Here is a 21175-nt window from a genome sequence, read left to right as displayed (position 1 = left end):
TTCTTCCTGTAAGTCGCAGGCGGGCGCGTCGATGCCTCGACGGGTCGTCAGGTCTGGAAATAGGCCTCGACCGCTTCAATCACCTTGTCGCATTCATGCCCATCCATTGTGTACATCGGCAAGCGGACAAGACCGTCGGAGACAGCATCTGTCGTCTTCAACTCTCCTGCCGCCCGGCCAAACTTTTTCCCGCCAATGGAGGAATGAAGCGGCACATAATGGAATGGTGCCATGACGTCCCTGGACTTCAGATATTCCCGGAACGCTTCGCGCGCCTCCAGTTCGGGGAAAAGCAGATAGTACATGTGCGCATTGTGCTCGCACTCCGGCGGGATGAAAGGCAGGCGCGCCCTGTCTTCCGGGACGCAGACCTTGAAGGCGTCGTTGTAGCGATGCCAGACAGCGAGGCGCCCTTCACGCACCGTATCGGCCACCTCTAGCTGACCATACAGGAATGCAGAGATGATCTCGCCAGGCAGATAGGACGAGCCGATATCAACCCAGGAATACTTGTCGACAGCGCCGCGGAAGAAGAGCGAGCGGTTCGTGCCCTTTTCCCGCAGGATCTCGGCGCGCTCGCAATACTGCGGATCGTTAATACAGAGCGCACCGCCCTCACCGCTGATGATGTTTTTCGTCTCGTGGAAGCTGAAGGCTGACATCACACCAAGCGTGCCAGCATTGCGCCCCCTATAGGTTGAGCCAAGCGCCTGCGCGGCGTCCTCAACAACCTTGAGGCCATGCCGGTCGGCGATTGCGTTGATCGCATCCATGTCGCAGACGACACCGGCATAATGCACCACGAAGATGGCCACGGTCTTTTCCGTGATGGCCGCCTCTATCACCTCGGGTGAAATATTCAGCGTGTTCGGATCGATATCCACAAAAACCGGGGTCGCCCCACGCAGGCAGACGGCGTTGGCCGTAGAAACAAAGGTGAAGGACGGCATGATCACTTCATCGCCTGCCTCCAGGTCCAGCAGGATCGCCGCCATTTCCAGCGCCGCCGTACAGGAATGGGTGAGGAGCGCTTTCCTTACCCCGAGCATTTCCTCGAGCTTTGCGTGGCAGCGTTTGGTAAAAGCGCCATCGCCAGAAATCTGACCGAGCTCGATCGCCTCGCGGATATAGTCGATCTCCCTGCCCTGAACTTTAGGCTTGTTAAACGGTACTGTCGCCATGATCCCCGGCTTATCCTCATATCCCTGTGCGCATGCTCTTAGTACGCGCGAATCCTGCGTTCAAATAAATAGATGAATGACTGCGCGCGCAATGCGGCTGGCGCGGTTCGAGTCTGGCGTACTGACTGGCGTATAAAGCGAAGTTGCATCCCCGTAGCGGGAACGCTAACAGCCAGTGTCTTGCAGATTGCCTGAGGGGGCAGCAAGGGTAATGCCTTACACTTGTGGTAGTGCACGAAGGGGAGCAGCAGGTGAATTCATACGCTGAGCGCATAGCGAACCATCCTCGGTCGCAAAGAGCGCCCGTCCTGTTTCTGATTTTGCTCATTCTGGTTTTCTACGGCTATGGCCGCTGGGTGATCGCCGACTATTATGACGCTGCGATCCCGCACTACGATTCAGTGGGCGCCTATCTCAGATACTTCATCGTACTGGACGCCGTGCACCAGCATGGGCTGGTTCCGGCAATTCCGTACGCATTCGCTGATGCGCTCTCGCCGCTTCAATCGATCTTCACGCTTGCTTTCAGCCCCTTCCTCAGCAAGTCGATGTCGTCCTTCCACCTGTACAATACGCTGTGCTTCATCCCTGCTGTTTTCGGCATGTATGCGGCCGCGCGCGCCTATCGCTGCACCGCGGGAACGTCGGTTCTATTCGCCTGCCTGCTTCTCGTCCCAGGCGGCATGTATTACTGGGACCTCGGAGTCTTCGACCTTCGCCGTGACCCGGGCACATATTTTCTACTGGTTGGTGCGCTCTTCTTCGCCATCGCATATTTCGCCGGCGAAGCGCCCACACCGCGCCGGCGCCTCGCCTACGGTATCTGCACTGGCGTAACAGCGGGGCTGTGCCTTCTGTCGCGCGACTCTGCCTTCGGCTTCCTGTTCGGCGTGGTTGTGTTGCCCGCGATTGGTATGTGGCTCGCAAATTTCCGCCGCAAGACGGTTCGTGACAATCTGTTCGATCTTATCCCGGTCATCGTCAGCTTTATTCCGTTCGTCTTTATCTGGGGCCTGTTTGTCGATTCCATTCTTGGACGGATCCTGAACCCGTACCTCTATTATGGCGCAGGCAATGACGGGCCGACGACGCTGGTGGACAATGTCGCGGTAACCCTCTTCCTGATTACCGATCTTGGTCATTCCTTCTTCTGGATGAGTTCCAAATGGGAGACCGTGAAGATCATGGCGGGTTTCGCAGCTCTCGTCGCGGGCATCTACTTCCTGTCTCGCAACACGCCGGCCGCCAAACCAGAGCCGCAACCTCGTCAGCTGAGCGCGACATCCAGAACGGTCACGCTCGTGTCCATTACGGTATTCATTGTCCTCTACGTCCACTTCTTTCTCGCCTTCGTCGTAGGCTGGCTCTCGGTGAATTCGCGTTCGATCCTCGAGGTCGCGGCGCCCTACTATCCGTCGATGGCCGCCTTTCTTGTTGCTGGGCTTCTCGGGCTGACCTTCCTGCCGCGCAGCCAGCGTATGCGTGTCCAGATTGGCAGCGCACTTCTCGCGCTTACCCTTGTCGTTGTCGGCATGCATACCCGCTCGCAGACACGCAAACCGAACTATCCAGACTGGTTCGTCTCCGCGCATGAGCAGGTCGGGCAGATGCTCGCCAATAGCGGCACGCCTTATGTCGTGGCCGAGATGGCCAGCGACTTCCGTATGCCTGCGGTTCAGCTCTACGCCGTGCAGAGCGGTGCGAAGCCACCTCAGCGCCTCTTTTATCAGTTCGACGGGCGCGGGCATGACTTCTTCGTCGCGGGGCCTGCCGATCCGGCCATGAACGCTGGGTTCGAAGCTGCGATGGAAGAGGCCGTCCTTTGCCGGGCTGACTTCATCCTGACCTTCGCAGATATGAGCCGCTATCAGATAGAAGGCGCCGCCATCTACCTCGAAAGCTCTGGCACCGAGGTGGTCAACCGCATTACGGGCAAGCTCGAAGAAGCGCCAAAGACCTTCTACGGCGAAACCCCGGAAAGCCCGCTTTTCCGCGTCATCGATAACCGCGCCAGAAGCGCCTGCGAAACTGCACAATAAGCCTGCAGGCTATCGCTCATACGCCAAGCGGATAGTCGGCGACCGCCTCATAGATGCTCTTCTTGCCTTCGCGCGGAATGCTCTCGTAGAGGTGGAAGAGGTCAGCCGTCCACGGGCCTGCACGCAGAACCTGCCAGCGCTCCGACCAGGCCATTGCAGCCTCAAGCGATACGTTACTGAGATAGGCTAGCGTTATGTGCGGTTTGAAAGGTTTGGCGTCAGGCGAAACGCCAATCCGGACCGCGGCCTTGCGACAATCGCTGGCGAGTTGATCAAGCACCTCGCTCCGCTTTACGGTTGCGAACAGGGATGACGGCTCCTTACGGCCGAACCAGCCAACGCCTGCGATCTCGAGGTCAAATTGCGGCGGCGACAGCTCTCCGATCTCCGCGTCGAGTTCGGCGGCGACGGGCTCGGCGATCTCCCCAAAGAAGCCAAGCGTCACATGGAAATGAGATCGGTCACGCCAGCGCGCGCCATCGACGCCCTTCTGCAAGGGTTCGAGTCGATCGGCAATATCGTTAGGGACGGGCAGGCCCGCGAACAGTCTGATCATGCTCCAAGCTGACCGCTAATCGCTGCCTCCATCAAGAGCAGATAAGCGCCAAACTATCCGGCGAGCTCGTCCAGCTTTCCGAAATGCTCTGCCAGGAGATAGTAGAAGGTCACGCGCGACTTGTTTCCGCCCTCCGGCTTCAGCGTCTCGCAGATCTTGCCAATTGCGGCATCAATCTCGGCATTCTTTTCCTTCAGACCCAGCTTGTTACGACAGTATTTGTCTCGAACCCGCTGAAGTTCTGTCTGGTCAGAACAGGAGACCAGTGAAGAATCCCGATTTCGCAGGGCGATACCGAGGTGGCCGACAATCTTTTCGGCGGCTTTCTGGTTATAGCCTTTTGCGTACTTCTTGATGTTGTCAGCATATGCCGATGCGTCGGCCATACGTCGTCCCCCGTAAGTATTTCGCTGCGTCCCTGCTGTCACACCCCGACAGCTTGTATATGCTGCCGCCAGACTTGGCGAAAGTCAAACTAGACTTGGGCTCTTTTCCCGTGTGAGGCGTAAAATCAAAGTAATGGTTCGTGCGCATCACGCTTGCGTCAACACATCCGGTTCTCCTTGAACTCGGGCATCATTTCCCACATATTATCGCTAATCGGCATGCACGTATGCCGGCCTTTCGAAAGAGGGATAAATGAACGACTTTAACTCATCTGTCGCCCGCGGCAGGACTATGGATGCCAGCATTGACCAGGGGCTTCGCACCTTCATGCTCGGCGTCTATCAGAAACTGACGCTCGGCATCGCGCTTTCTGGCGTGCTCGCCTTTGCGGCCGGCACCTGGGACCCGCTCACCGCGCTGATCTTCGGCACGCCATTCTATTACGTCGTGGCTTTTGCCCCGATCGCGCTGATCTTCGGCTCCATGTTCTTCATGAAGAATCCGTCACCCGTTGGATCGGCCATCCTGTACTGGGCGATCGTGACCTTTGTCGGCCTTGGCCTTGGCGTATATTTCTACATGGCTAGCTCGGGCATCTCGACCCAGACAGCTGGCGGTATTTCGCAATCGCTGAACTATATGACGATCGCGAAGGCCTTCATGATCACAGCCTCGGCCTTTGGCGCGCTGACGCTCTGGGGTTACACGACCAAGCGTGACCTGTCGGCTATTGGCAGCTTTGCCATCATGGCGCTCTGGGCCCTCGTGGCCGTTTCGCTGGTCTACATGGTTCTGCCCATGCTTGGCATTCTGGAAGCGTCTTCCGGCATGGAATGGCTGATCTCGGGCGGTTTCGCGCTCCTATCGGCTGTTCTTGTCGCCTGGCAGACCCAGGAACTGAAGGAAGGCTATTACCAGCTTTCGCATGATGGCCGCAGTCTGGCCGTGATGACGAACTGGGGTGCCCTCAATTTCTTTATCATGTTCGTGAACATGTTCCGCTTCGTGCTGATGCTCCTCGCCTCGCGCGAATAAGCAGCCGCGCAGCTAACAATTGACGAAAGCCCCGGAACAGCCGTTCCGGGGCTTTTTTTATGCGCCGAGCCCAGCAGGACCGCGCTTCCCCGCTTGACGATCTGCGCTTGCTTTGAGAGGCTCGGAACAGATCATGAACCTGAAGGTGGGGCGCTGATGGCCTATGACCCACACAATCCATGCGCCAGCGATATCTGCCGCGGCGTCCTCCGACTGTTCGGCGCGATGAACCTCGCAGGCGTAACGGAGATGACCCTTGCCAATGGCAGGCGCGCCGATGTCGCTGCCATTGGCCCGAAAGGCGAGATCGTCATTGTCGAGATCAAGAGCTCCGTCGCTGACTTTCGCGCGGACGGCAAATGGCCAGACTACCGCCCCTTCTGCGACCGTTTCTATTTTGCGGTCAGCCACGGTTTTCCGAAGGACCTGATCCCGGACGAGACAGGCCTGATCGTGGCGGACGGATTTGGCGGTGCAGTCCTGCGAGAGCCAGACGTAACACCTTTGGCTGCAGCGCGGCGAAAAGCCATGACCCTTCGTTTCGCGCGGCTCGCGGCCATCCGTGCCACCCAATACGTCCACCAGCCTTTCACCCCGGAAGCGGCCAAATAGGTGGCAGGCAAGTCTGGACGCCTGCCCGTAGAATGCCTAGCTGAACCCCATGAGCCTTGCCTATCCCCTCGCCACCTCTGCTGACGATGCCCTGAAGGCTGGCGGGGATGCCGCGCGAACGCGGTATGAGGCCGAGAGCCTTGCGGGCGATACGCCAATCCTGTCGCTGGAAACTGAATGGCTACAGCCGGATGCGGCTGACGTTCAGAGCCTGATCAAGGAAGCCGAGTCAGGCGATGCAAAGGGCTTCATTCAGATTTACGAGGATGCTGACGGCAAACCGGTGCTTGCTGTCACCTACTGGAAGCTGAAACATGCACGCACCGGCGAGGCCGCAGCCTCAGCCCCGAAGCCGTCAGAGCCAGAACCAGAAAGTCCGCCGCCGCCGAAGCCGAAGAAGCAGGCGACGGAAATCGATCATACCGACGACCTCTATTTCCGGCATGCGCGCAGTAAGCGCTCACGCAAGACCAAGCAGGCAGATCCGCGCCAGATGGACCTCTTCGTCAGCCCCGACCAGCGCGGCTACGAACACAAGGACCCCCATAATCCGAATACGATGCTGACGGATGAGGAAGGCGACGGCACCACATTCGGTGGTTAGCCAGCCAGAAGCAGTTGGGCGATCATGGAAACCAGCGCAGACACCGCCATCACGACAAAGAACACAATGCCGAGCATCTTAAGTCCCGGCTTTTCACGAGACGGCACACCGGCCCACCAGGACCTGAAACTGTCATGCTTTTCCATTTGGCCCGCCTAGCAGGACAGGCTGCACGCCGAAAGAGCGAAGTCCTGAGTTTCTACCAAAATCAGGCGTTTGCTGGCTTGAAGGTCAGCGCAACGCCATTGTTGCAATAACGCAGCCCCGTTGGCTGTGGCCCATCCTCGAAGACATGCCCCTGATGGCCGAGGCAGCGCGCACAGTGGTATTCGGTCCGCGTATAGAAGAGCTTGTTGTCTTCCTTGAAGCCCAGACTGCCCTCGATATAGCTCCAGAAGCTCGGCCAGCCGGTGCCGCTGTCATACTTCCATTCGGACTTGAACAGCGGCAGGTCACAACCCTTGCAGTGGAAGGTGCCTTCGCGCTTCTCATCGTCCAGAGGCGAGGAGCCGGCGCGCTCTGTATCTTCCTTGCGGAGCACGTTGAACGCATCGCGCGGCAGGCGCTCGCGCCATTCAGCTTCGGTGAGGTTACGCCAGTCCGTATCGGCATACTGCGCTTCGGCAGCGCTCTGGCTTTCGGCAGAACTGCGCGCATTGGTGCACGCAGCAAGGAGACCGCCGGCAACGCTACTCAGCAGCAGACGGCGGCGCGACATGTTTGCAAAGACGTGTTTCATGCTGGCGATATGGCCCTTCACGGCGCGCCGACCACTCACAAATGCGTGTGGAAAAGGTGAGAGCCGCGCGAAAAATGCCTGCAACGAAGGGTCGCTTTCGGCTTCCACAGCCTTTAGAAGTCCGCCTTCAAATTAACCTCAACGTGCCGGAGCAGGTCATGGACGACGGAAAGCTGACAGACGCAGCGCGCGAAAAGCTGCGCCTCACGGTCGAGCGTATAGAGCGCCTCGAAGAAGAGAAAAAAGAAGTCGCTGACCAGATCAAGGACGTCTACGCCGAGGCAAAGGCCATGGGCTACGACACCAAGGCGCTCCGCCAGGTCGTGCGCCTGCGCAAGCAGGACCGTCAGGAGCGTGAGGAACAGGAAGCTGTTCTTGAAACCTATCTGATCGCTCTCGGAGAGGTCTAGCGACCCGTCTGGTCGAGTTCTTTCGGCCAGTGCTCTGGGCGCGGTCCCATCCCGACAGCGCGTGCGGGCAGGCGTCTCAACGCAGGGAATGTGTCCAGCAGCCGGACAATGAAGGGGGCATCGCCAGACGTTTTTCCATGGATAGCAGGCAAGATTACTCGCTCGTGGAAGAAGGTCTGAACCGTCTGTGTAATTTCAGCGGGCCATTCGCGCCGCTTCTGCACCTTGGCAAGCGTTGCTTCTGACAGGCTGCCATCTTTCAACGCCGGACCGATGATCCGTGCCGCTGCAACTGCGTCCTGCACAGCGAGATTGATTCCGACACCGCCAACTGGCGACATGGCATGGGCCGCATCGCCAATCGCGAGCAGGCCCTGACGCCACCATTTACGCAGCCGATTCACCTCGACACGAAGCAGCTTCACGTCATCGAAACTTTCGATAGCCTGCGCTTCCTCTGCGAGGTCAGGCGCGATGGCCGCAACCCTGTCCCGGAATGCAGGCAGCCCCGCCTGCCGGATTTCGTCAAAGCCATCTTTCTCTATGACCATGGCCGCCTGCCAGTAGCTGCCGCGATTGATCGAGACGAGGAAGCCTCCCTTGGCGAGATGCCCTAGCGACTCCGAAGGAGACTCGACGGCTTCACGCGGCAGGCGGAACCACAGTACGTCAAACGGCACCCCCTGCTGCACCTGTTTCAGGCGGCCCGCCTCTCGTAGCGTAGAGTCGCGGCCGTCACAGGCGACAGTCAGTTTCGCACGGATCTTGAAGTCTTCGCCGTCCTTGCGCGCGCAGATGCCGGTCACCTGCCCGTCCCGGCCCATCAGTCGCTCTGCCCGTGTGTCCATCATCAAGGTGAAACCGGGCAGCTTGCGCGCTTCGCTGGCCAGGAAGTCAAGGAAGTCCCATTGCGGCATGAAGGCGATGAATTTCGCTGCTGTCGGCAAATGGCTGAAGTCGACCATCTTGTAATGATGACCGCTCGCGCTGAGACCGATCTGGTCTGTTTTCTGACAATCCCGTTTCAGGAAGGCGTCCAGCAGGCCAAGCTCATGGAACACCTGCATGGTGGAAGGGTGGACCGTATCGCCGCGAAAGTCGCGCAGGAAGTCCTTGTGCTTTTCGACGACGATTACACCGACACCCTGCCGGGCGAGCAGATAGCCCAGCATGATGCCGGCAGGCCCGCCGCCAGCGATACAGCATTCCGTTTCAATTACCTGCATGTGCCATCGCCCTGATCTTGGCGTTTCACCTGAACCGACCTAATGTCTCAATTACTGATGTCACGCGAAATCGACGAGAGAAAGAAGCGCAAGGCGCTGCGCAAACTGCGCAAGGCGGCAGAGCTCGCCGAACGCGGCGAGGGCCCGCCCCTTTCTGACTGGGAGCGTGAGTTCCTCGAGGAAGTCGAGCAGCGTATCGAGACCTTCGGATCCGCCTTCGCGGACCCTGAAAAAGGTAATCTCGAAGAGCCGATGTCGGCGCTACAGACCCGCAAGCTGAAGGAAATCGACAAGAAGGCGCGCGGCAAGGACACCGGCTTCAAGACGCGCAAGCCGCTCGGCTGGAAGAAGAAGCAGGACTTCACCCCGCGCGTGCGCCAGCTTGACGATGACATCGCCGAAGAGACCGCGCCGCCGCCGGAGACAAAGCCTGCACCCACGCCGTTCAGCGTGATCCGCGGCAGCGAACTTGGCGAACCGCGCCTCAAACGCACCCCGCGCAAGACACCGCCTGCAAAGCCTGCCGCCCAGTCCAAAAAACCGGAGCGTGAGACCACGCCAGAGTCAGCCCCGGAACGGCCCGCCTTTCGTGTCATTCAGGGCGGCAAGGATGACGCCTGACCAGCAGGCGGCATGGGACCGCTTTCAGGCTGACACCGCAGATGCGCGCAAGCCTTATGATGTCTTCGCTTTCGGCGACGGACCAGAACTCGCCGATGAGTTGCTCGCACTCGTACTGACCGGGACCAAACAGGCCACTGCGTCTCGCCTCAATCTCTACAAGACGATGGGTCTGCGCCCGCCCGCACCCGGCGATCTCTCTCTCGTGCTCGACGGAGCGGGCCACCCCGCCTGCGTGATCGAAACGACGCAGGTCGATATCGCGCCGTTCAGCGCTGCCACCGAAGAGTTCGCCTACATAGAAGGTGAAGGTGATCGCTCGCTCGCCCACTGGCAGTCGGCCCACCTGTCCTATTTCCACCGCGAATGCGCTCGTGAAGGCAGTTTCTTCTCTCAGGACGAGCCCATCGTCTTTGAGCACTTCCGGCTTATCTGGACGCCTGAATAGCAATAGCAGGCCGACCCAAGGCCTTCTGATGGAGCACAGGAATGAAGACCGTCGTCATCACAGGCGCCTCGACCGGCATTGGCCGCACCGCTGCTGAACACCTCGCTGCGCAGGGCTGGAAAGTCTTTGCAGGCGTGCGGAAGAAAGAAGATGCCGACGCCCTCACCAAGGCGAACCCCGCCATCGAACCCCTCATGCTGGACGTCACCAAGCCTGAAGACGTCGAAAAAGCGGTCGCCAAGGTCGCGGAATCTTTGGGCGGGGCGAAACTCGCTGGCCTCGTCAATAATGCTGGCATCGCGAATATGGGCCCGCTCGCCCTTCAGCCTGCGGACGAATTCAAAGCCCATTTCGAGGTAAACGTCTTCGGCACACTGAACGCGACGCAAGGCTTCCTGCCGCTGCTCGGCATGGACCGTAACCGCACCGGGGAGCCGGGCCGCATCGTCAACATCACCTCGCTAGGCGGCCGTATCGCTGCGCCTTTCCTTGGTGCCTACACGGCCACCAAGCATGCGGTAGAGAGCATGACTGACAGCTTCCGGCGGGAGCTGATCATCTATGGCATCGACGCCATCGCAATCGGCCCGGGCTCAGTGAAGACGCCGATCTGGGACAAGGCCGAAGACAAGAATGAAGGCCAACCCTACGCCAATTCGGCCTGGGCCGAGCCGATCTCCAAATTCTCCGACACGATGCTGAAGGGCGGACGCGAAGGCCTGCCGCCAGAAAGGATCGCTGAAGTCATCGAGACCGCGCTGACCGATTCCAGCCCAAAGGCGCGCTACGCCCCCGTCCCGAACAAGTTCACCAACTGGACGATCCCGACCCATATCCCGAAACGCTGGCTCGACAGCATCTTTGCCAACCGTTTCGGCATGAAGAAGCCCGACTGACGCGGAAGGCCTGCCCACGCGTCAGCATTCCAAGCACCGCCTGCCCGTTCTAGACTCTCCCGTAACAAGAGAACGGGAGACACGAATATGGGCGACCTCGTCACGCGCAAGGATGACAATGGCCTTTGCTGGCTCACACTGAACCGGCCGGACAAGCTGAATGCGCTGACGGTCGACATGTTCAGGGAACTGCGCGCGCATGTCGGCGACCTCTACAAGGATGACAGCATCGGCTGCGTCATCCTGAAGGGCGCAGGCAAATGCTTCTCTGCGGGCCATGATCTTGGCGACATCGCCGAAGGCGAAGCCGTGCCGTCGCGCGGCTGGCATTCTGAGACGCTGCGCCTCATGGAAAAGCTGCCAAAGCCGGTCATCGCAGGCGTGCACGGCCACTGCTATACCGGCGCACTCGAAGTTGCCCTCGCCGCAGACTTCATTCTCGCGGCCCAGTCCGCCAAATTTGCGGATACGCACGCCAAATGGGCGCTGACCCCGATCTGGGGCATGAGCCAGCGCCTGCCGCGCCGCGTCGGTATCGCGACCGCCAAGCGCCTCATGTTTACGGCGGAAACGGTGAAGGCCGATGAGGCCATGCGCATTGGCCTCTGCCAAGCGATCTTCGCCGATGATAGCTTCGAGGCAGACCTTGAAGCCTTCGCCCGCCAGATCCTCGCCAACTCCCCCTTCAGCCATGCCGCCAATAAGCGCCTGCTCGAGGCGACCGACGCCGACAAGATCGATGCCGGCCTGCAATGGGAAATTCTGGAGAATGAAGGCGTTGGCCCGGACATGCAGGCGCGTATCGGGGCCTTCATGAAAAAGTAGGCGCTACAGAAACCAGAGGATGACATTCAGCATCAGCGACCCCACAATAAACAGCATCGAGATCAGCCTGAAATTGCTGTGACTCATGGGTTCTGCGGCATGCGAATCCATACGGCGCTGCAGGTCGCAAGCCTTTCGATAGGCAATGTAGAAGATGACAACACCGATCAGGATGAAGATTGTCGCGCCTATCTTGGCCAGCCATGTGGGCTCAAACTTGCCAAAGATCGCCTGAAAACCGAGCCCGACACCTGCAGAGGCGAGGCCGGTCCGCATCCATCCCGCAAAGGTGCGCTCATTGGCGAGGATTGTGCGGTCTTCAGCCCAATCGGTCCGGTCTTGCGCGAGATCGGTCCGGTCTTCTGCCAGTTCGTTAGACGTGGGCATGCTTTTGGTAACTGCCCTGAGGCCAGATGGTTTCAGCCGCGGGGGTGCGCGCCCGCGTGAACGGCGCGCAAACGCTCTGAATCGACACCTGTATAGACCTGTGTCGTCGACAGGCTCGCATGCCCGAGAAGCGTCTGGATCGCGCGCAAATCCGCGCCCGCTGAAAGCAGGTGTGTCGCAAAGGCATGGCGCAGGGCATGCGGCGTTGCGGTCTCTGGCAGGCCAAGCGCGCCGCGTAGCACCTGCACCCCCCGCTGCATGATCGCAGGCTGAAGCCGTTTGCCGCGAACACCATAGAAAAGCGGTGTCTCACCGGTCAGCCTGTAGGGGCAAAGACGCGCATATTCATTGATCGCACTGCGCACCGCCGGGATCAGCGGCACCAGGCGGATCTTGCCACCTTTGCCGACGATTCGCAGGCGCTCCGGCGCGGGCACCATACCCCCGTGCAGGCCCAGCGCTTCTGAAATACGAAGGCCCGCCCCGTAAAGAAGCGTCAGCACGGCTGCATCGCGCGCGGCCACCCAAGGCTCCTCTGCCGTCGCCTCTGCGGTCTCAATCATGTCGCGGGCCGCTGCCACAGACACAGGGCGCGGCAATCGCGATTGGCGTTTTGGCCCTTTTAGAAAGGCGATCTCCGGATTGTCGATGCCATGATGGTCGTCCAGCCAGTGAAAGAAGGTCTTGATGGCCGACAGGACCCGCGCAACCGACGTATCCGAAAGGCCCTCGCGGCGACGTTTCGCCAGAAAGGCGCGGATGTCGCTCGCATGCAGGTGCCTGAACGCCTTGATGGCGACCGGCTCGCCCAGATGATCGTCCAGAAAGGCGAAAAAGCTTCGAAGATCGTGGCCATACGCCTCGACCGTATTGTCTGCGAGGCGCCGCTCACGGGAAACATGGTCGAGAAAGGCTGAGAGGATTTCCATAAGACCTGAGTCTCCGCCCCCGTGGTTAAGGAGATGTTGAGAGGGCACACACTTGCATGAAGCGGGCGGGTGACGAGGCGACGCGCTGACACTAAACCGTTTGGCAATGAAGATCGCGAGCATCCTCTTCCCTCTGCCCCTGCCCGAACCGTTCGATTATGCCATTCCCGATGGCATGTATGTTGAGCCCGGCAGCTATGTGCGCGCGCCGCTCGGCAAGATTGAGCGGACCGGCGTGGTCTGGGCGGTGAAGACTCGCGCCGAGGACGACACGCGCGACCTCAAACCCGTCATCGATGTCTACCCCGTCCCGGCCATGCCAGAGCCGATGCGCAAATTCGTGAGCTTCGCCGCGCGCTATAATGTGGCCCATCCCGGCCATGTGCTCGCCATGGTGCTGCGCGCGCGAGGCGGTCTGAAACCTTCGCCCACCGCAACTGTGTATGAGCCAACCGGATACCGCTCGAACCGGATGACCGAAGCGCGGGTCAAAGTGCTCGACGCTGCGCGCGAAGCTGGCCCGACCAGCGCTGCAGAACTGGCCAGACAGGCGGGCGTCTCCCCCGGCGTGGTGAAAGGTCTCGTCGATATCGGCTCGCTTGAAGCACGTGAGGTTGAGACAGACCTGCCCTACCTTCAGCCCACCCGCTTTGAATGCGGCGAACACCTGACGGCCGAACAGAAGACGGCAGGCGATGAGCTGCGCCGCGCCATCGCAAAGGGCGGCTTCCAGCCTTTCCTTCTCGACGGCATAACCGGGTCCGGCAAGACAGAGGTCTATTTCGAAGCCATCGCCGAAGCGCTGCAGAAGGCCGATGATGCGCAGGTCCTCGTCCTCCTGCCTGAAATCGCCCTGACGCAGGCCGTGCTGGCCCGCTTTGAGGACCGCTTCGGCGCGCCGCCCGCGCCCTGGCATTCAGGCCTTTCCGACGCAGAACGCCGCCGCACCTGGCGCGAGACGGCGCATGGCCGCGCCCGGATTGTCATCGGCGCACGCTCGGCGCTTTTCCTGCCCTTCAGGAACCTCAAACTCGTCATCGTCGATGAAGAACACGACACATCCTTCAAGCAGGAAGACGGCGTCACCTATCATGCCCGCGACATGGCCGTGATGCGCGCCAAGCTCGAGGATGCCGCCATCGTTCTGGCTTCCGCCACCCCGGCACTGGAAACAATGGTGAATGCCGAAGCTGGCCGCTATAAACGCCTCCGGCTCTCGGCCCGGCCCGGCGCTGCCCGCCTGCCAGACATTGAGCTTGTCGACCTGCGCCTGGACCCGCCGGAAAAAGGCAACTGGCTGTCGCCAACGCTTTCAAACGCGCTTGTCTCTACGTTTGAAGCGGGCGAGCAGGGCCTCCTTTTTCTAAACCGGCGCGGCTACGCCCCCCTCGTCATCTGCAAGGCGTGCGGTGAGCGGCTGAAAAGCCCCGGCACCGAAAGCTGGCTGACAGAGCACCGCTATACCAATCGGCTCGTCTGCCACCTCACGGGCTGGTCAATGCCAAAGCCGGAAGCCTGCCCGATGTGCGGGGCGAAGGATTCGCTCATGGGCGTCGGCCCCGGCGTGGAACGTGTCGCAGAGGAAGTCCGTGTGCTGCTGCCGCAGGCGCGGGTCGAGATTTTTTCCTCCGACACGGCCCGCTCCGGCGAAGAAACGCGCGGCATTGTCGACCGCATGGCTGGCGGAGAGATCGATGTGCTGATCGGCACCCAGATTGTCGCCAAGGGTCACAATTTCCCGAACCTTACTCTTGTCGGCGTCGTCGATGCCGATAGCGGCATGAAAGGCGGCGACCTTCGTGCAGGCGAGCGCACCTATCAGCTCCTCAGCCAGGTCGCAGGCCGCGCAGGCCGCGCCGAACGCCCGGGCCGCGCCCTCATCCAGACCTATGGCCCAGAAAACCCCGCCATGATCGCGCTAGCAGCTGGCGACCGCGATGGCTTCCTGCAGATCGAACGGGATGTTCGTGCCGAGCTTATGCTCCCACCTTTCGGGCGCATGGCTGCACTCGTCCTCTCAGCGCCAACACCGCAACTCATCGAAGAAGCAGGCCGCCTGACGGGCGCCGCCGCGCCGAACGGTGAAGGCGTCACGGTCTATGGCCCGGCCCCTGCCCCGATTTCCCTGCTTCGCGGGCGTCACCGCATCCGCTTTCTCATCACCAGCCCGCGCGACGTCGATCTCTCGGCTTACATGGCGGCATGGTTAAAGGGGCTGAAGCTCCCAAACCCTGTGAGAATCTCAGCAGATATCGATCCCTATTCCTTCCTGTAGACAGCCCGCGTGCCAATCGGTCGCAATTCAACCGCTGCAGCCACGTTGTCAGTGCCGAAACGAAGTGCTAAGCGCCCTCACAAGTATTGGGTCGGGGCATCGCTCGTCGGCCCGAACCCTTATGTTTCACTTCCGGGCATCCGCCCGCCAACAGACGGAATCCAAGGTCTTGGCCGCATCTTCCGCCTCCCATGCTAATGAAACTGCGCGCCGCTATGCGAGTGCTCTGTTCGATCTCGCTAATGATAAAGGCGAACTCGCAACGGTCGATTCCGACCTGAAGAGCCTCACCGCAATGGCCGCAGACAGTGAAGACCTTCGCCGTCTTCTTGAATCGCCTGCCTTCGCGCGCGAGGACAAGGCCAAAGCGCTTCAGGCGCTGGCCAGTGCTGCAAAGCTGTCCAGGCTCGTGTCGAACTTTCTTGCCACGATGGCGACGAATGGCCGGTCCAGCGACATTACCGGCGCTGCCAGCCATTTTGACGAGCTTTATGCAAAGCATCGCGGCGTGAAGCGGGCTGTCGCCCGGACCGCGGAAGAAATGACCGCAGAACAGCGCCAGAAGCTTGAAGCCATACTGGCAAAGGCTGTAGGCAGCGACGTCGAACTTGAGACAGAAGTGGTTCCAGCCCTTATCGGCGGCATCCAGCTGCGTGTCGGCTCCACTCTTGTCGATGCGAGCGTCGCCTCGAAACTTGAACGTATGAACACCGCCATGAAGGGAGCTTAGAGGCTCGATGGACATCAGCGCTGCAGAAATTTCAGGCATCCTGAAATCCCAGATCGAAAACTTTGGTGTCGAGGCTGAGGTCTCCGACGTTGGACAGGTTCTGTCCGTCGGTGACGGTATCGCCCGCGTCTATGGACTCGATAACGTACAAGCCGGTGAAACCGTCGAATTCGACGGCGGCGTAAAGGGCATGGCCCTGAACCTTGAAGCTGACAATGTTGGCGTCGTGATCTTCGGCGATGACCGCGGCATCAAGGAAGGCGACAACGTAAAGCGCCTGAACGAGATTGTTGCTGCACCTGTCGGCAAGGGGCTTCTTGGCCGCGTCGTGAACCCGCTGGGTGAGCCGATCGACGGCAAAGGCCCGATCGCAGACGTCGCAGACCGTAACCGCGTCGACGTGAAAGCCCCTGGCATTCTTCCGCGTAAATCGGTCCACGAGCCGATGATGACCGGTCTCAAGGCCATCGACGCCATGATCCCGGTTGGCCGCGGCCAGCGCGAGCTGATCATTGGTGACCGTCAGACCGGCAAGACCGCGATCTGTATCGACACCATCCTGAACCAAAAGCAGACCAACGATGCGGCGAAAGACGACAGCGAGAAGCTGTTCTGCGTCTATGTCGCCATCGGCCAGAAGCGCTCCACGGTTGCCCAGGTCGTCAAGACGCTCGAAGAGCGCGGCGCCCTCGACTACACCGTCATCGTGACCGCGACGGCTTCCGAGCCTGCACCGCTCCAGTACCTTGCACCGTTCACTGGCTGCACGATCGGCGAGTGGTTCCGCGACAATGGCATGCACGCCCTCATCATCTATGATGACCTGTCCAAGCAGGCTGTTGCTTACCGTCAGATGTCCCTGCTTCTTCGCCGCCCACCGGGCCGCGAAGCCTATCCGGGCGACGTTTTCTACCTTCACTCCCGCCTGCTCGAGCGCGCAGCCAAGTTGAACGAGGACTACGGTTCCGGTTCGCTGACCGCCCTGCCGATCATTGAGACCCAGGCGAACGATGTGTCGGCCTACATTCCGACAAACGTCATCTCGATTACCGATGGTCAGATCTTCCTCGAGACCGACCTCTTCAACTCTGGTATCCGTCCGGCCGTGAACGTTGGTCTCTCGGTGTCGCGTGTGGGTTCTGCCGCACAGACCAAGGCGATGAAGAAGGTTGCTGGCTCGATGAAGGGCGAACTCGCACAGTACCGCGAGATGGCCGCCTTCGCGAAGTTCGGTTCCGACCTCGATGCCGCAACCCAGCGCCTTCTGGGCCGTGGTGAGCGCCTGACCGAGCTCCTCAAGCAGCCGCAATTCTCGCCGCTGCAGATGGAAGAGCAGGTCGTTGTGATCTATGCCGGTACCCGCGGCTATCTTGACCAGGTGCCTGTCCGTGACGTGACGCGCTTCGAGAAGGAGCTTCTTGCCCACCTGCGCGGTGCCAAGAAGGACCTCCTCGCCAAGATCCGCAAGGACAAGGCGCTGACCGACGAGATCGAAGCCGAGATCAAATCGACCCTCGAAGACTTCACCAAGTCGTTCGCCTAAGACGCCACGCTATCAGGAGCTGAGCGATGCCCAGCCTCAAGGATCTGAAAAACCGGATCAACAGCGTGAAATCCACGCGGAAGATCACCAAGGCCATGCAGATGGTTGCAGCGGCCAAGCTGAAGCGTGCCCAGGATGCTGCGGCCGCCTCGCGCCCATACGCCCAGCGTATGGCCAGCGTCGTGGCCAACCTTGCAGGCTCCATGGGCGAAGGCTCCAGCGGCCCGAAACTTCTGTCCGGCACAGGCAGCGACCAGACCCATCTGGTCGTCGTCCTCACGTCTGAGCGCGGCCTCGCCGGCGGCTTCAACACCTATGTGGTGAAAGAAGCCCGCCGCCTGATCGCCGAGCTCGCCGGTGCCGGAAAGACCGTCAAGATCCTGACGGTCGGCAAGAAGGGCCGTGAGCAGCTGAAGCGCGAATATAGCGAGCTGTTCGTCGGCCACCTCGATCTATCTGAGGTCAAGGGTAACGACTATTCCGAGGCCGGTATCGGCCTTGGCAAGGAAATCACGGGCCGCTTTGAGTCCGGTGAGTTCGACGTCGCCACCCTCGTCTACAGCCAGTTCAAGAACGTGCTCAGCCAGGTGCCAGTCGCCCAGCAGCTCATTCCTGCGCAGGCCCCGGAAAACGCCGAGACGATCGACCTCAAGGGCGCGACCTATATCTATGAGCCGTCACAGGAAGAGATCCTCGAGACGCTCCTGCCGCGCTACATCAACACCCAGATCATCTCCGCCATGCTGGAAAGCGGCGCAGGTGAACAGGCGGCCCGCATGACCGCGATGGACAATGCGACCCGCAATGCCGGTGAAATGATCGACGATCTGTCGATGGAATATAACCGGGCGCGTCAGGCCCAGATCACCAAGGAGCTGATCGAGATCATCTCCGGTGCGGAGGCCCTCTAAGGGGACGAAACGATGAATTTCTGGGTCTACGAACACTTTTCGAACAAGCGCGCACGAGTGCACGCGGCCGATTGCCGGTACTGCAATCACGGCCAGGGTGTCGGCGGCGACCAGACCAATGACGATGACAAGTGGCATGGGCCGTTCAAGACCTATGCCGAGGCAGAGACGACCGCACAGTCTCTCGGCCAGAAGGACACCCGCGATTGCGGCGTCTGCAAGCCTGCACAGGCAAGCGAGCGCCGCGGTATCAAGGTGTCAGATGTTGCTCCGGCCATCGCCGCGGCAGCGAAAAAGGATACTGCCCCTAAGCCGGCGGCAACCAAAAAGCCAGCTTCAACAAAGACCAAAACGACATCCGCTCCCAAGGAGACGCCTTCCATGAGCAGCTCTGCATCCGCCGCAACAGGCAAGATTTCACAGGTTATCGGCGCTGTCGTCGACGTTGAGTTCGACGGCCACCTTCCAGACATCCTGAACGCTCTGGAAACCGACAATAACGGCAACCGCCTCGTCCTCGAGGTCGCCCAGCACCTCGGTGAGAACACGGTCCGCACCATTGCAATGGACTCCACCGAAGGCCTCGTTCGCGGTCACCCGGTGAAAGACCTTGGTGAACCGATCCGCGTGCCGGTTGGTCCTGAAACGCTTGGTCGTATCATGAACGTCATCGGCGAGCCGATCGACGAGCGCGGCCCGGTCGAAACCAAGCAGCGCGCCCCGATCCACGCGCCAGCGCCTGAATTCGTCGACCAGTCCACCGAGGCCGAGATCCTCGTCACCGGTATCAAGGTCATCGACCTTCTTTGCCCATACGCAAAAGGCGGCAAGATCGGCCTCTTCGGTGGCGCAGGCGTAGGCAAGACCGTTCTTATCCAGGAACTGATCAACAACATCGCTAAGCTGTTCGGCGGTTACTCTGTGTTCGCAGGCGTCGGCGAGCGGACGCGCGAAGGTAACGATCTCTATTACGAGATGATCGAATCCAACGTGATCAACCTCGAAGGCGACAGCCGCGTGACCCTGGTCTACGGCCAGATGAACGAGCCTCCTGGCGCCCGTGCCCGCGTCGCACTGACCGGCCTCGCACAGGCCGAGTATTTCCGCGACCAGGAAGGCAAGGATGTTCTGTTCTTCGTCGACAACATCTTCCGCTTCACGCAGGCAGGCTCCGAGGTGTCCGCACTTCTCGGCCGCATCCCGTCCGCTGTGGGTTACCAGCCAACGCTGGCCACCGACATGGGCGCCCTGCAAGAGCGTATTACCTCCACCAACAAGGGCTCGATCACCTCGGTCCAGGCCATCTACGTCCCGGCTGACGACCTTACCGACCCTGCACCAGCCACCTCGTTCGCCCACCTTGACGCAACCACGGTTCTGAACCGCGCCATCTCGGAAAAAGGCATCTATCCGGCTGTCGACCCGCTCGACTCCACGTCCCGTATTCTCGACCCGATGGTCGTCGGCGAAGAGCACTACAATGTTGCCCGCGGCGTTCAGGAAATCCTGCAGCGTTACAAGGAACTTCAGGACATCATCGCCATCCTCGGCATGGACGAACTGTCTGAAGAAGACAAACTGGTCGTGGCCCGCGCCCGTAAGGTCGAACGCTTCCTGTCACAGCCATTTGACGTTGCAGAAGTCTTCACCGGTTCGCCTGGTGAGCAGGTCAAGCTCGAAGAAACGATCAAGGGCTTCAAGGGCCTCATCGCTGGCGACTATGACCACCTGCCAGAGCAAGCCTTCTACATGGTTGGCGGCATGGACCAGGCCATGAAGAAAGCCGAAAAGATGATGGCAGACGCGTAAGGCGTTTCCTCAACCGGATTAATTCAGCAGCCGCATCGGAAACGATGCGGCTGTTTCCTTTCAGGGATGCCTTTCGCTTTAGTCTCCAGTGAACCTCGGAGCGCGTCCTTCCAGAAACGACGCTACACCCTCGCGGAAGTCGTCTGACTCCTGCATCAGCAGGAAACTCTCCAGGTCCCGATGGCCAGTGGCGCGCGTCAGCGCGTATGCGGCGACATTCACATCGTGCTTGACCATCTTGAGCGCGGTCGGCGGCAGCCTGCCCGCATCAGCCGCCAATGCCTTTGCCCGTTTCAGGGCGCCTTCAGGCGGCGCCACATAATCCACCAGCCCCCACGCCTCGGCGGTCCTCGCATCCACCTTCTCACAAAGCGCTGCAAGCCGCTTGGTCCGCGCCGGTCCTACAAGCGCGACGAAGCGGGGGATCGAGCCCCAGCTCATATTCATGCCGCGCTCGACCTCCGGCACGTAGAACCGGGCCGCCTCAGACGCCACGCGCAAATCCAGCGATGCCATAAGCGCCATGCCACCGCCAATGCACCAGCCTTCAATCGCGCAAATGGTCAGCGCATCGATCTTTTCCCATGCCTCGCAAAGGCGGGGTCCTGCACGCTGCATGATTCGGCGCTGGCTTAGAGGTATTTCTGCCGGGTCCTGCCTTTCAGGGTCTTTCAGGTCGGCGCCCATCGTGAACACGTCCGTACGGCCCGTCAGGATGACCGTGGATATCTCCGGCGCATCATGGAAATGGAGCGCTGCGGCAGTAAGCTCACGCATCAGGCGCTGGGAAAGGGCATTGGCGCGGCCGCCTGTGTCGAAACTGACAATCGCGCTGCGTCCCTCTATTTTTACCGTCACCAGCTCAGCCATTCCCTTCCTCCCTGGAAAACTGTTCCCACACTGTCTAAACAGCCGCGCAGTGTGCTGCAATTTCAGCCTGTTTGGCCTTGCGACAGCAGGTCCCGGTAGACATTAGCGCCCTAATCAGTATTGGAGACCACAGCAAAGAAAC

23 protein-coding genes are annotated in these 21175 nt (G+C 60.3%); 14 read left to right on the top strand and 9 right to left on the bottom strand.

Going from position 1 to position 21175, the window contains the following annotated elements:
- Positions 1–47: 47 nt before the first annotated feature.
- The gene (rffA, locus tag O4G74_RS03665) at positions 48–1181 is read right to left on the bottom strand and encodes a dTDP-4-amino-4,6-dideoxygalactose transaminase (protein WP_269401307.1); all 1134 of its coding nucleotides are present in this window, start codon (positions 1179–1181) and stop codon (positions 48–50) included.
- Between the two features lie 320 nt (positions 1182–1501).
- Here rffA and O4G74_RS03660 point away from each other — a divergent pair, with 320 nt between their 5' ends.
- Positions 1502–3220, top strand: a complete 1719-nt coding sequence (locus tag O4G74_RS03660; protein ID WP_269401306.1) for a hypothetical protein — start codon at positions 1502–1504, stop codon at positions 3218–3220.
- 16 nt (positions 3221–3236) lie between these two features.
- Here the strand turns inward: O4G74_RS03660 and thpR are convergent, their stop codons facing one another.
- Both thpR and O4G74_RS03650 read right to left on the bottom strand, forming a co-directional pair.
- Complete coding sequence (thpR, locus tag O4G74_RS03655) at positions 3237–3776, bottom strand: RNA 2',3'-cyclic phosphodiesterase (RefSeq protein ID WP_269401305.1); 540 nt, start codon at positions 3774–3776, stop codon at positions 3237–3239.
- Between the two features lie 53 nt (positions 3777–3829).
- Complete coding sequence (locus O4G74_RS03650) at positions 3830–4162, bottom strand: DUF2853 family protein (RefSeq protein WP_269401304.1); 333 nt, start codon at positions 4160–4162, stop codon at positions 3830–3832.
- A 253-nt stretch (positions 4163–4415) separates the two neighbouring features.
- On the opposite strand from O4G74_RS03650, the gene O4G74_RS03645 reads away from it, so the two are divergent.
- From O4G74_RS03645 to O4G74_RS03635, 3 genes are all read left to right on the top strand, one after another.
- The gene (locus tag O4G74_RS03645) at positions 4416–5198 is read left to right on the top strand and encodes a Bax inhibitor-1 family protein (protein ID WP_269401303.1); all 783 of its coding nucleotides are present in this window, start codon (positions 4416–4418) and stop codon (positions 5196–5198) included.
- 156 nt (positions 5199–5354) lie between these two features.
- Positions 5355–5810, top strand: a complete 456-nt coding sequence (mmcB, locus tag O4G74_RS03640) for a DNA repair putative endonuclease MmcB (RefSeq protein ID WP_269401302.1) — start codon at positions 5355–5357, stop codon at positions 5808–5810.
- Between the two features lie 49 nt (positions 5811–5859).
- A complete protein-coding gene (locus O4G74_RS03635) occupies positions 5860–6414 on the top strand; it encodes a hypothetical protein (RefSeq protein WP_269401301.1) in 555 nt (184 codons plus the stop codon).
- Here the strand turns inward: O4G74_RS03635 and O4G74_RS03630 are convergent.
- Both O4G74_RS03630 and msrB read right to left on the bottom strand, forming a co-directional pair.
- Entirely contained in the window at positions 6411–6560 is a 150-nt protein-coding gene (locus tag O4G74_RS03630) for a hypothetical protein (RefSeq protein WP_269401300.1), read from the bottom strand. The two genes, O4G74_RS03635 and O4G74_RS03630, sit on opposite strands and share 4 nt — an antisense overlap.
- A 62-nt stretch (positions 6561–6622) precedes the next feature.
- Positions 6623–7153, bottom strand: coding sequence for a peptide-methionine (R)-S-oxide reductase MsrB (gene msrB, locus O4G74_RS03625; protein ID WP_269401299.1), 531 nt, complete (start codon positions 7151–7153; stop codon positions 6623–6625).
- Positions 7154–7311: 158 nt separating this feature from the next.
- Here msrB and O4G74_RS03620 point away from each other — a divergent pair, with 158 nt between their 5' ends.
- Positions 7312–7563: a DUF2312 domain-containing protein gene (locus O4G74_RS03620; protein WP_269401298.1), complete on the top strand. Its 252-nt coding sequence runs from the start codon at positions 7312–7314 to the stop codon at positions 7561–7563.
- On the opposite strand, the gene O4G74_RS03615 is transcribed toward O4G74_RS03620, so the two are convergent.
- A complete protein-coding gene (locus tag O4G74_RS03615) occupies positions 7560–8789 on the bottom strand; it encodes an FAD-dependent oxidoreductase (RefSeq protein ID WP_269401297.1) in 1230 nt (409 codons plus the stop codon). The genes O4G74_RS03620 and O4G74_RS03615 overlap by 4 nt on opposite strands.
- Before the next feature lie 57 nt (positions 8790–8846).
- Between O4G74_RS03615 and O4G74_RS03610 the strand changes: the two genes are divergently transcribed.
- From O4G74_RS03610 to O4G74_RS03595, 4 genes are all read left to right on the top strand, one after another.
- Positions 8847–9410, top strand: a complete 564-nt coding sequence (locus O4G74_RS03610) for a hypothetical protein (protein WP_269401296.1) — start codon at positions 8847–8849, stop codon at positions 9408–9410.
- Entirely contained in the window at positions 9400–9858 is a 459-nt protein-coding gene (locus tag O4G74_RS03605) for an ASCH domain-containing protein (protein WP_269401295.1), read from the top strand. Before O4G74_RS03610 ends, O4G74_RS03605 begins: the two co-directional genes overlap by 11 nt.
- Before the next feature lie 41 nt (positions 9859–9899).
- Complete coding sequence (locus tag O4G74_RS03600) at positions 9900–10754, top strand: SDR family oxidoreductase (RefSeq protein WP_269401294.1); 855 nt, start codon at positions 9900–9902, stop codon at positions 10752–10754.
- A gap of 87 nt (positions 10755–10841) precedes the next feature.
- The gene (locus O4G74_RS03595) at positions 10842–11579 is read left to right on the top strand and encodes an enoyl-CoA hydratase/isomerase family protein (RefSeq protein ID WP_269401293.1); all 738 of its coding nucleotides are present in this window, start codon (positions 10842–10844) and stop codon (positions 11577–11579) included.
- A 3-nt stretch (positions 11580–11582) separates the two neighbouring features.
- Here the strand turns inward: O4G74_RS03595 and O4G74_RS03590 are convergent, their stop codons facing one another.
- The gene (locus tag O4G74_RS03590) at positions 11583–11966 is read right to left on the bottom strand and encodes a YidH family protein (protein ID WP_269401292.1); all 384 of its coding nucleotides are present in this window, start codon (positions 11964–11966) and stop codon (positions 11583–11585) included.
- A gap of 32 nt (positions 11967–11998) precedes the next feature.
- The gene (locus tag O4G74_RS03585) at positions 11999–12895 is read right to left on the bottom strand and encodes a tyrosine recombinase XerC (protein WP_269401291.1); all 897 of its coding nucleotides are present in this window, start codon (positions 12893–12895) and stop codon (positions 11999–12001) included.
- A 106-nt stretch (positions 12896–13001) separates the two neighbouring features.
- Between O4G74_RS03585 and O4G74_RS03580 the strand changes: the two genes are divergently transcribed.
- The 5 genes from O4G74_RS03580 to atpD all read left to right on the top strand — a co-directional run bounded on the left by O4G74_RS03580 (position 13002) and on the right by atpD (position 20163).
- Positions 13002–15170 (top strand): primosomal protein N', encoded by a 2169-nt coding sequence (locus O4G74_RS03580; protein WP_269401290.1) that lies wholly within the window; start codon positions 13002–13004, stop codon positions 15168–15170.
- Between the two features lie 169 nt (positions 15171–15339).
- Positions 15340–15900 (top strand): ATP synthase F1 subunit delta, encoded by a 561-nt coding sequence (atpH, locus tag O4G74_RS03575; RefSeq protein WP_269401289.1) that lies wholly within the window; start codon positions 15340–15342, stop codon positions 15898–15900.
- Positions 15901–15907: 7 nt separating this feature from the next.
- Entirely contained in the window at positions 15908–17443 is a 1536-nt protein-coding gene (gene atpA, locus O4G74_RS03570) for a F0F1 ATP synthase subunit alpha (protein WP_119379176.1), read from the top strand.
- A 26-nt stretch (positions 17444–17469) separates the two neighbouring features.
- Positions 17470–18354, top strand: a complete 885-nt coding sequence (locus O4G74_RS03565; RefSeq protein WP_269401288.1) for a F0F1 ATP synthase subunit gamma — start codon at positions 17470–17472, stop codon at positions 18352–18354.
- Positions 18355–18366: 12 nt separating this feature from the next.
- Positions 18367–20163, top strand: coding sequence for a F0F1 ATP synthase subunit beta (atpD, locus tag O4G74_RS03560; RefSeq protein ID WP_269401287.1), 1797 nt, complete (start codon positions 18367–18369; stop codon positions 20161–20163).
- 78 nt (positions 20164–20241) lie between these two features.
- Here the strand turns inward: atpD and O4G74_RS03555 are convergent, their stop codons facing one another.
- Positions 20242–21033: an enoyl-CoA hydratase/isomerase family protein gene (locus tag O4G74_RS03555; protein ID WP_269401286.1), complete on the bottom strand. Its 792-nt coding sequence runs from the start codon at positions 21031–21033 to the stop codon at positions 20242–20244.
- Between the last annotated feature and the right edge of the window lie 142 nt (positions 21034–21175).

It is taken from the genome of Henriciella marina (assembly GCF_027213945.1).
In the GTDB taxonomy this organism is placed as follows: domain Bacteria; phylum Pseudomonadota; class Alphaproteobacteria; order Caulobacterales; family Hyphomonadaceae; genus Henriciella; species Henriciella marina_A.
Note: the sequence above shows the minus strand (reverse complement) of the source record. Positions and strands in the feature narration are given on the sequence as shown.

Coding starts and splice junctions, on each gene's coding strand:
- rffA (WP_269401307.1), bottom strand. CDS start 1,181: ATGGCGACAGTACCGTTTAACAAGCCTAAAGTTCAGGGCAGGGAGATC.
- thpR (WP_269401305.1), bottom strand. CDS start 3,776: ATGATCAGACTGTTCGCGGGCCTGCCCGTCCCTAACGATATTGCCGAT.
- O4G74_RS03650 (WP_269401304.1), bottom strand. CDS start 4,162: ATGGCCGACGCATCGGCATATGCTGACAACATCAAGAAGTACGCAAAA.
- O4G74_RS03645 (WP_269401303.1), top strand. CDS start 4,416: ATGAACGACTTTAACTCATCTGTCGCCCGCGGCAGGACTATGGATGCC.
- mmcB (WP_269401302.1), top strand. CDS start 5,355: ATGGCCTATGACCCACACAATCCATGCGCCAGCGATATCTGCCGCGGC.
- O4G74_RS03635 (WP_269401301.1), top strand. CDS start 5,860: ATGAGCCTTGCCTATCCCCTCGCCACCTCTGCTGACGATGCCCTGAAG.
- O4G74_RS03630 (WP_269401300.1), bottom strand. CDS start 6,560: ATGGAAAAGCATGACAGTTTCAGGTCCTGGTGGGCCGGTGTGCCGTCT.
- msrB (WP_269401299.1), bottom strand. CDS start 7,153: ATGAAACACGTCTTTGCAAACATGTCGCGCCGCCGTCTGCTGCTGAGT.
- O4G74_RS03620 (WP_269401298.1), top strand. CDS start 7,312: ATGGACGACGGAAAGCTGACAGACGCAGCGCGCGAAAAGCTGCGCCTC.
- O4G74_RS03615 (WP_269401297.1), bottom strand. CDS start 8,789: ATGCAGGTAATTGAAACGGAATGCTGTATCGCTGGCGGCGGGCCTGCC.
- O4G74_RS03610 (WP_269401296.1), top strand. CDS start 8,847: ATGTCACGCGAAATCGACGAGAGAAAGAAGCGCAAGGCGCTGCGCAAA.
- O4G74_RS03605 (WP_269401295.1), top strand. CDS start 9,400: ATGACGCCTGACCAGCAGGCGGCATGGGACCGCTTTCAGGCTGACACC.
- O4G74_RS03600 (WP_269401294.1), top strand. CDS start 9,900: ATGAAGACCGTCGTCATCACAGGCGCCTCGACCGGCATTGGCCGCACC.
- O4G74_RS03595 (WP_269401293.1), top strand. CDS start 10,842: ATGGGCGACCTCGTCACGCGCAAGGATGACAATGGCCTTTGCTGGCTC.
- O4G74_RS03590 (WP_269401292.1), bottom strand. CDS start 11,966: ATGCCCACGTCTAACGAACTGGCAGAAGACCGGACCGATCTCGCGCAA.
- O4G74_RS03585 (WP_269401291.1), bottom strand. CDS start 12,895: ATGGAAATCCTCTCAGCCTTTCTCGACCATGTTTCCCGTGAGCGGCGC.
- O4G74_RS03580 (WP_269401290.1), top strand. CDS start 13,002: ATGAAGATCGCGAGCATCCTCTTCCCTCTGCCCCTGCCCGAACCGTTC.
- atpA (WP_119379176.1), top strand. CDS start 15,908: ATGGACATCAGCGCTGCAGAAATTTCAGGCATCCTGAAATCCCAGATC.
- O4G74_RS03565 (WP_269401288.1), top strand. CDS start 17,470: ATGCCCAGCCTCAAGGATCTGAAAAACCGGATCAACAGCGTGAAATCC.
- atpD (WP_269401287.1), top strand. CDS start 18,367: ATGAATTTCTGGGTCTACGAACACTTTTCGAACAAGCGCGCACGAGTG.
- O4G74_RS03555 (WP_269401286.1), bottom strand. CDS start 21,033: ATGGCTGAGCTGGTGACGGTAAAAATAGAGGGACGCAGCGCGATTGTC.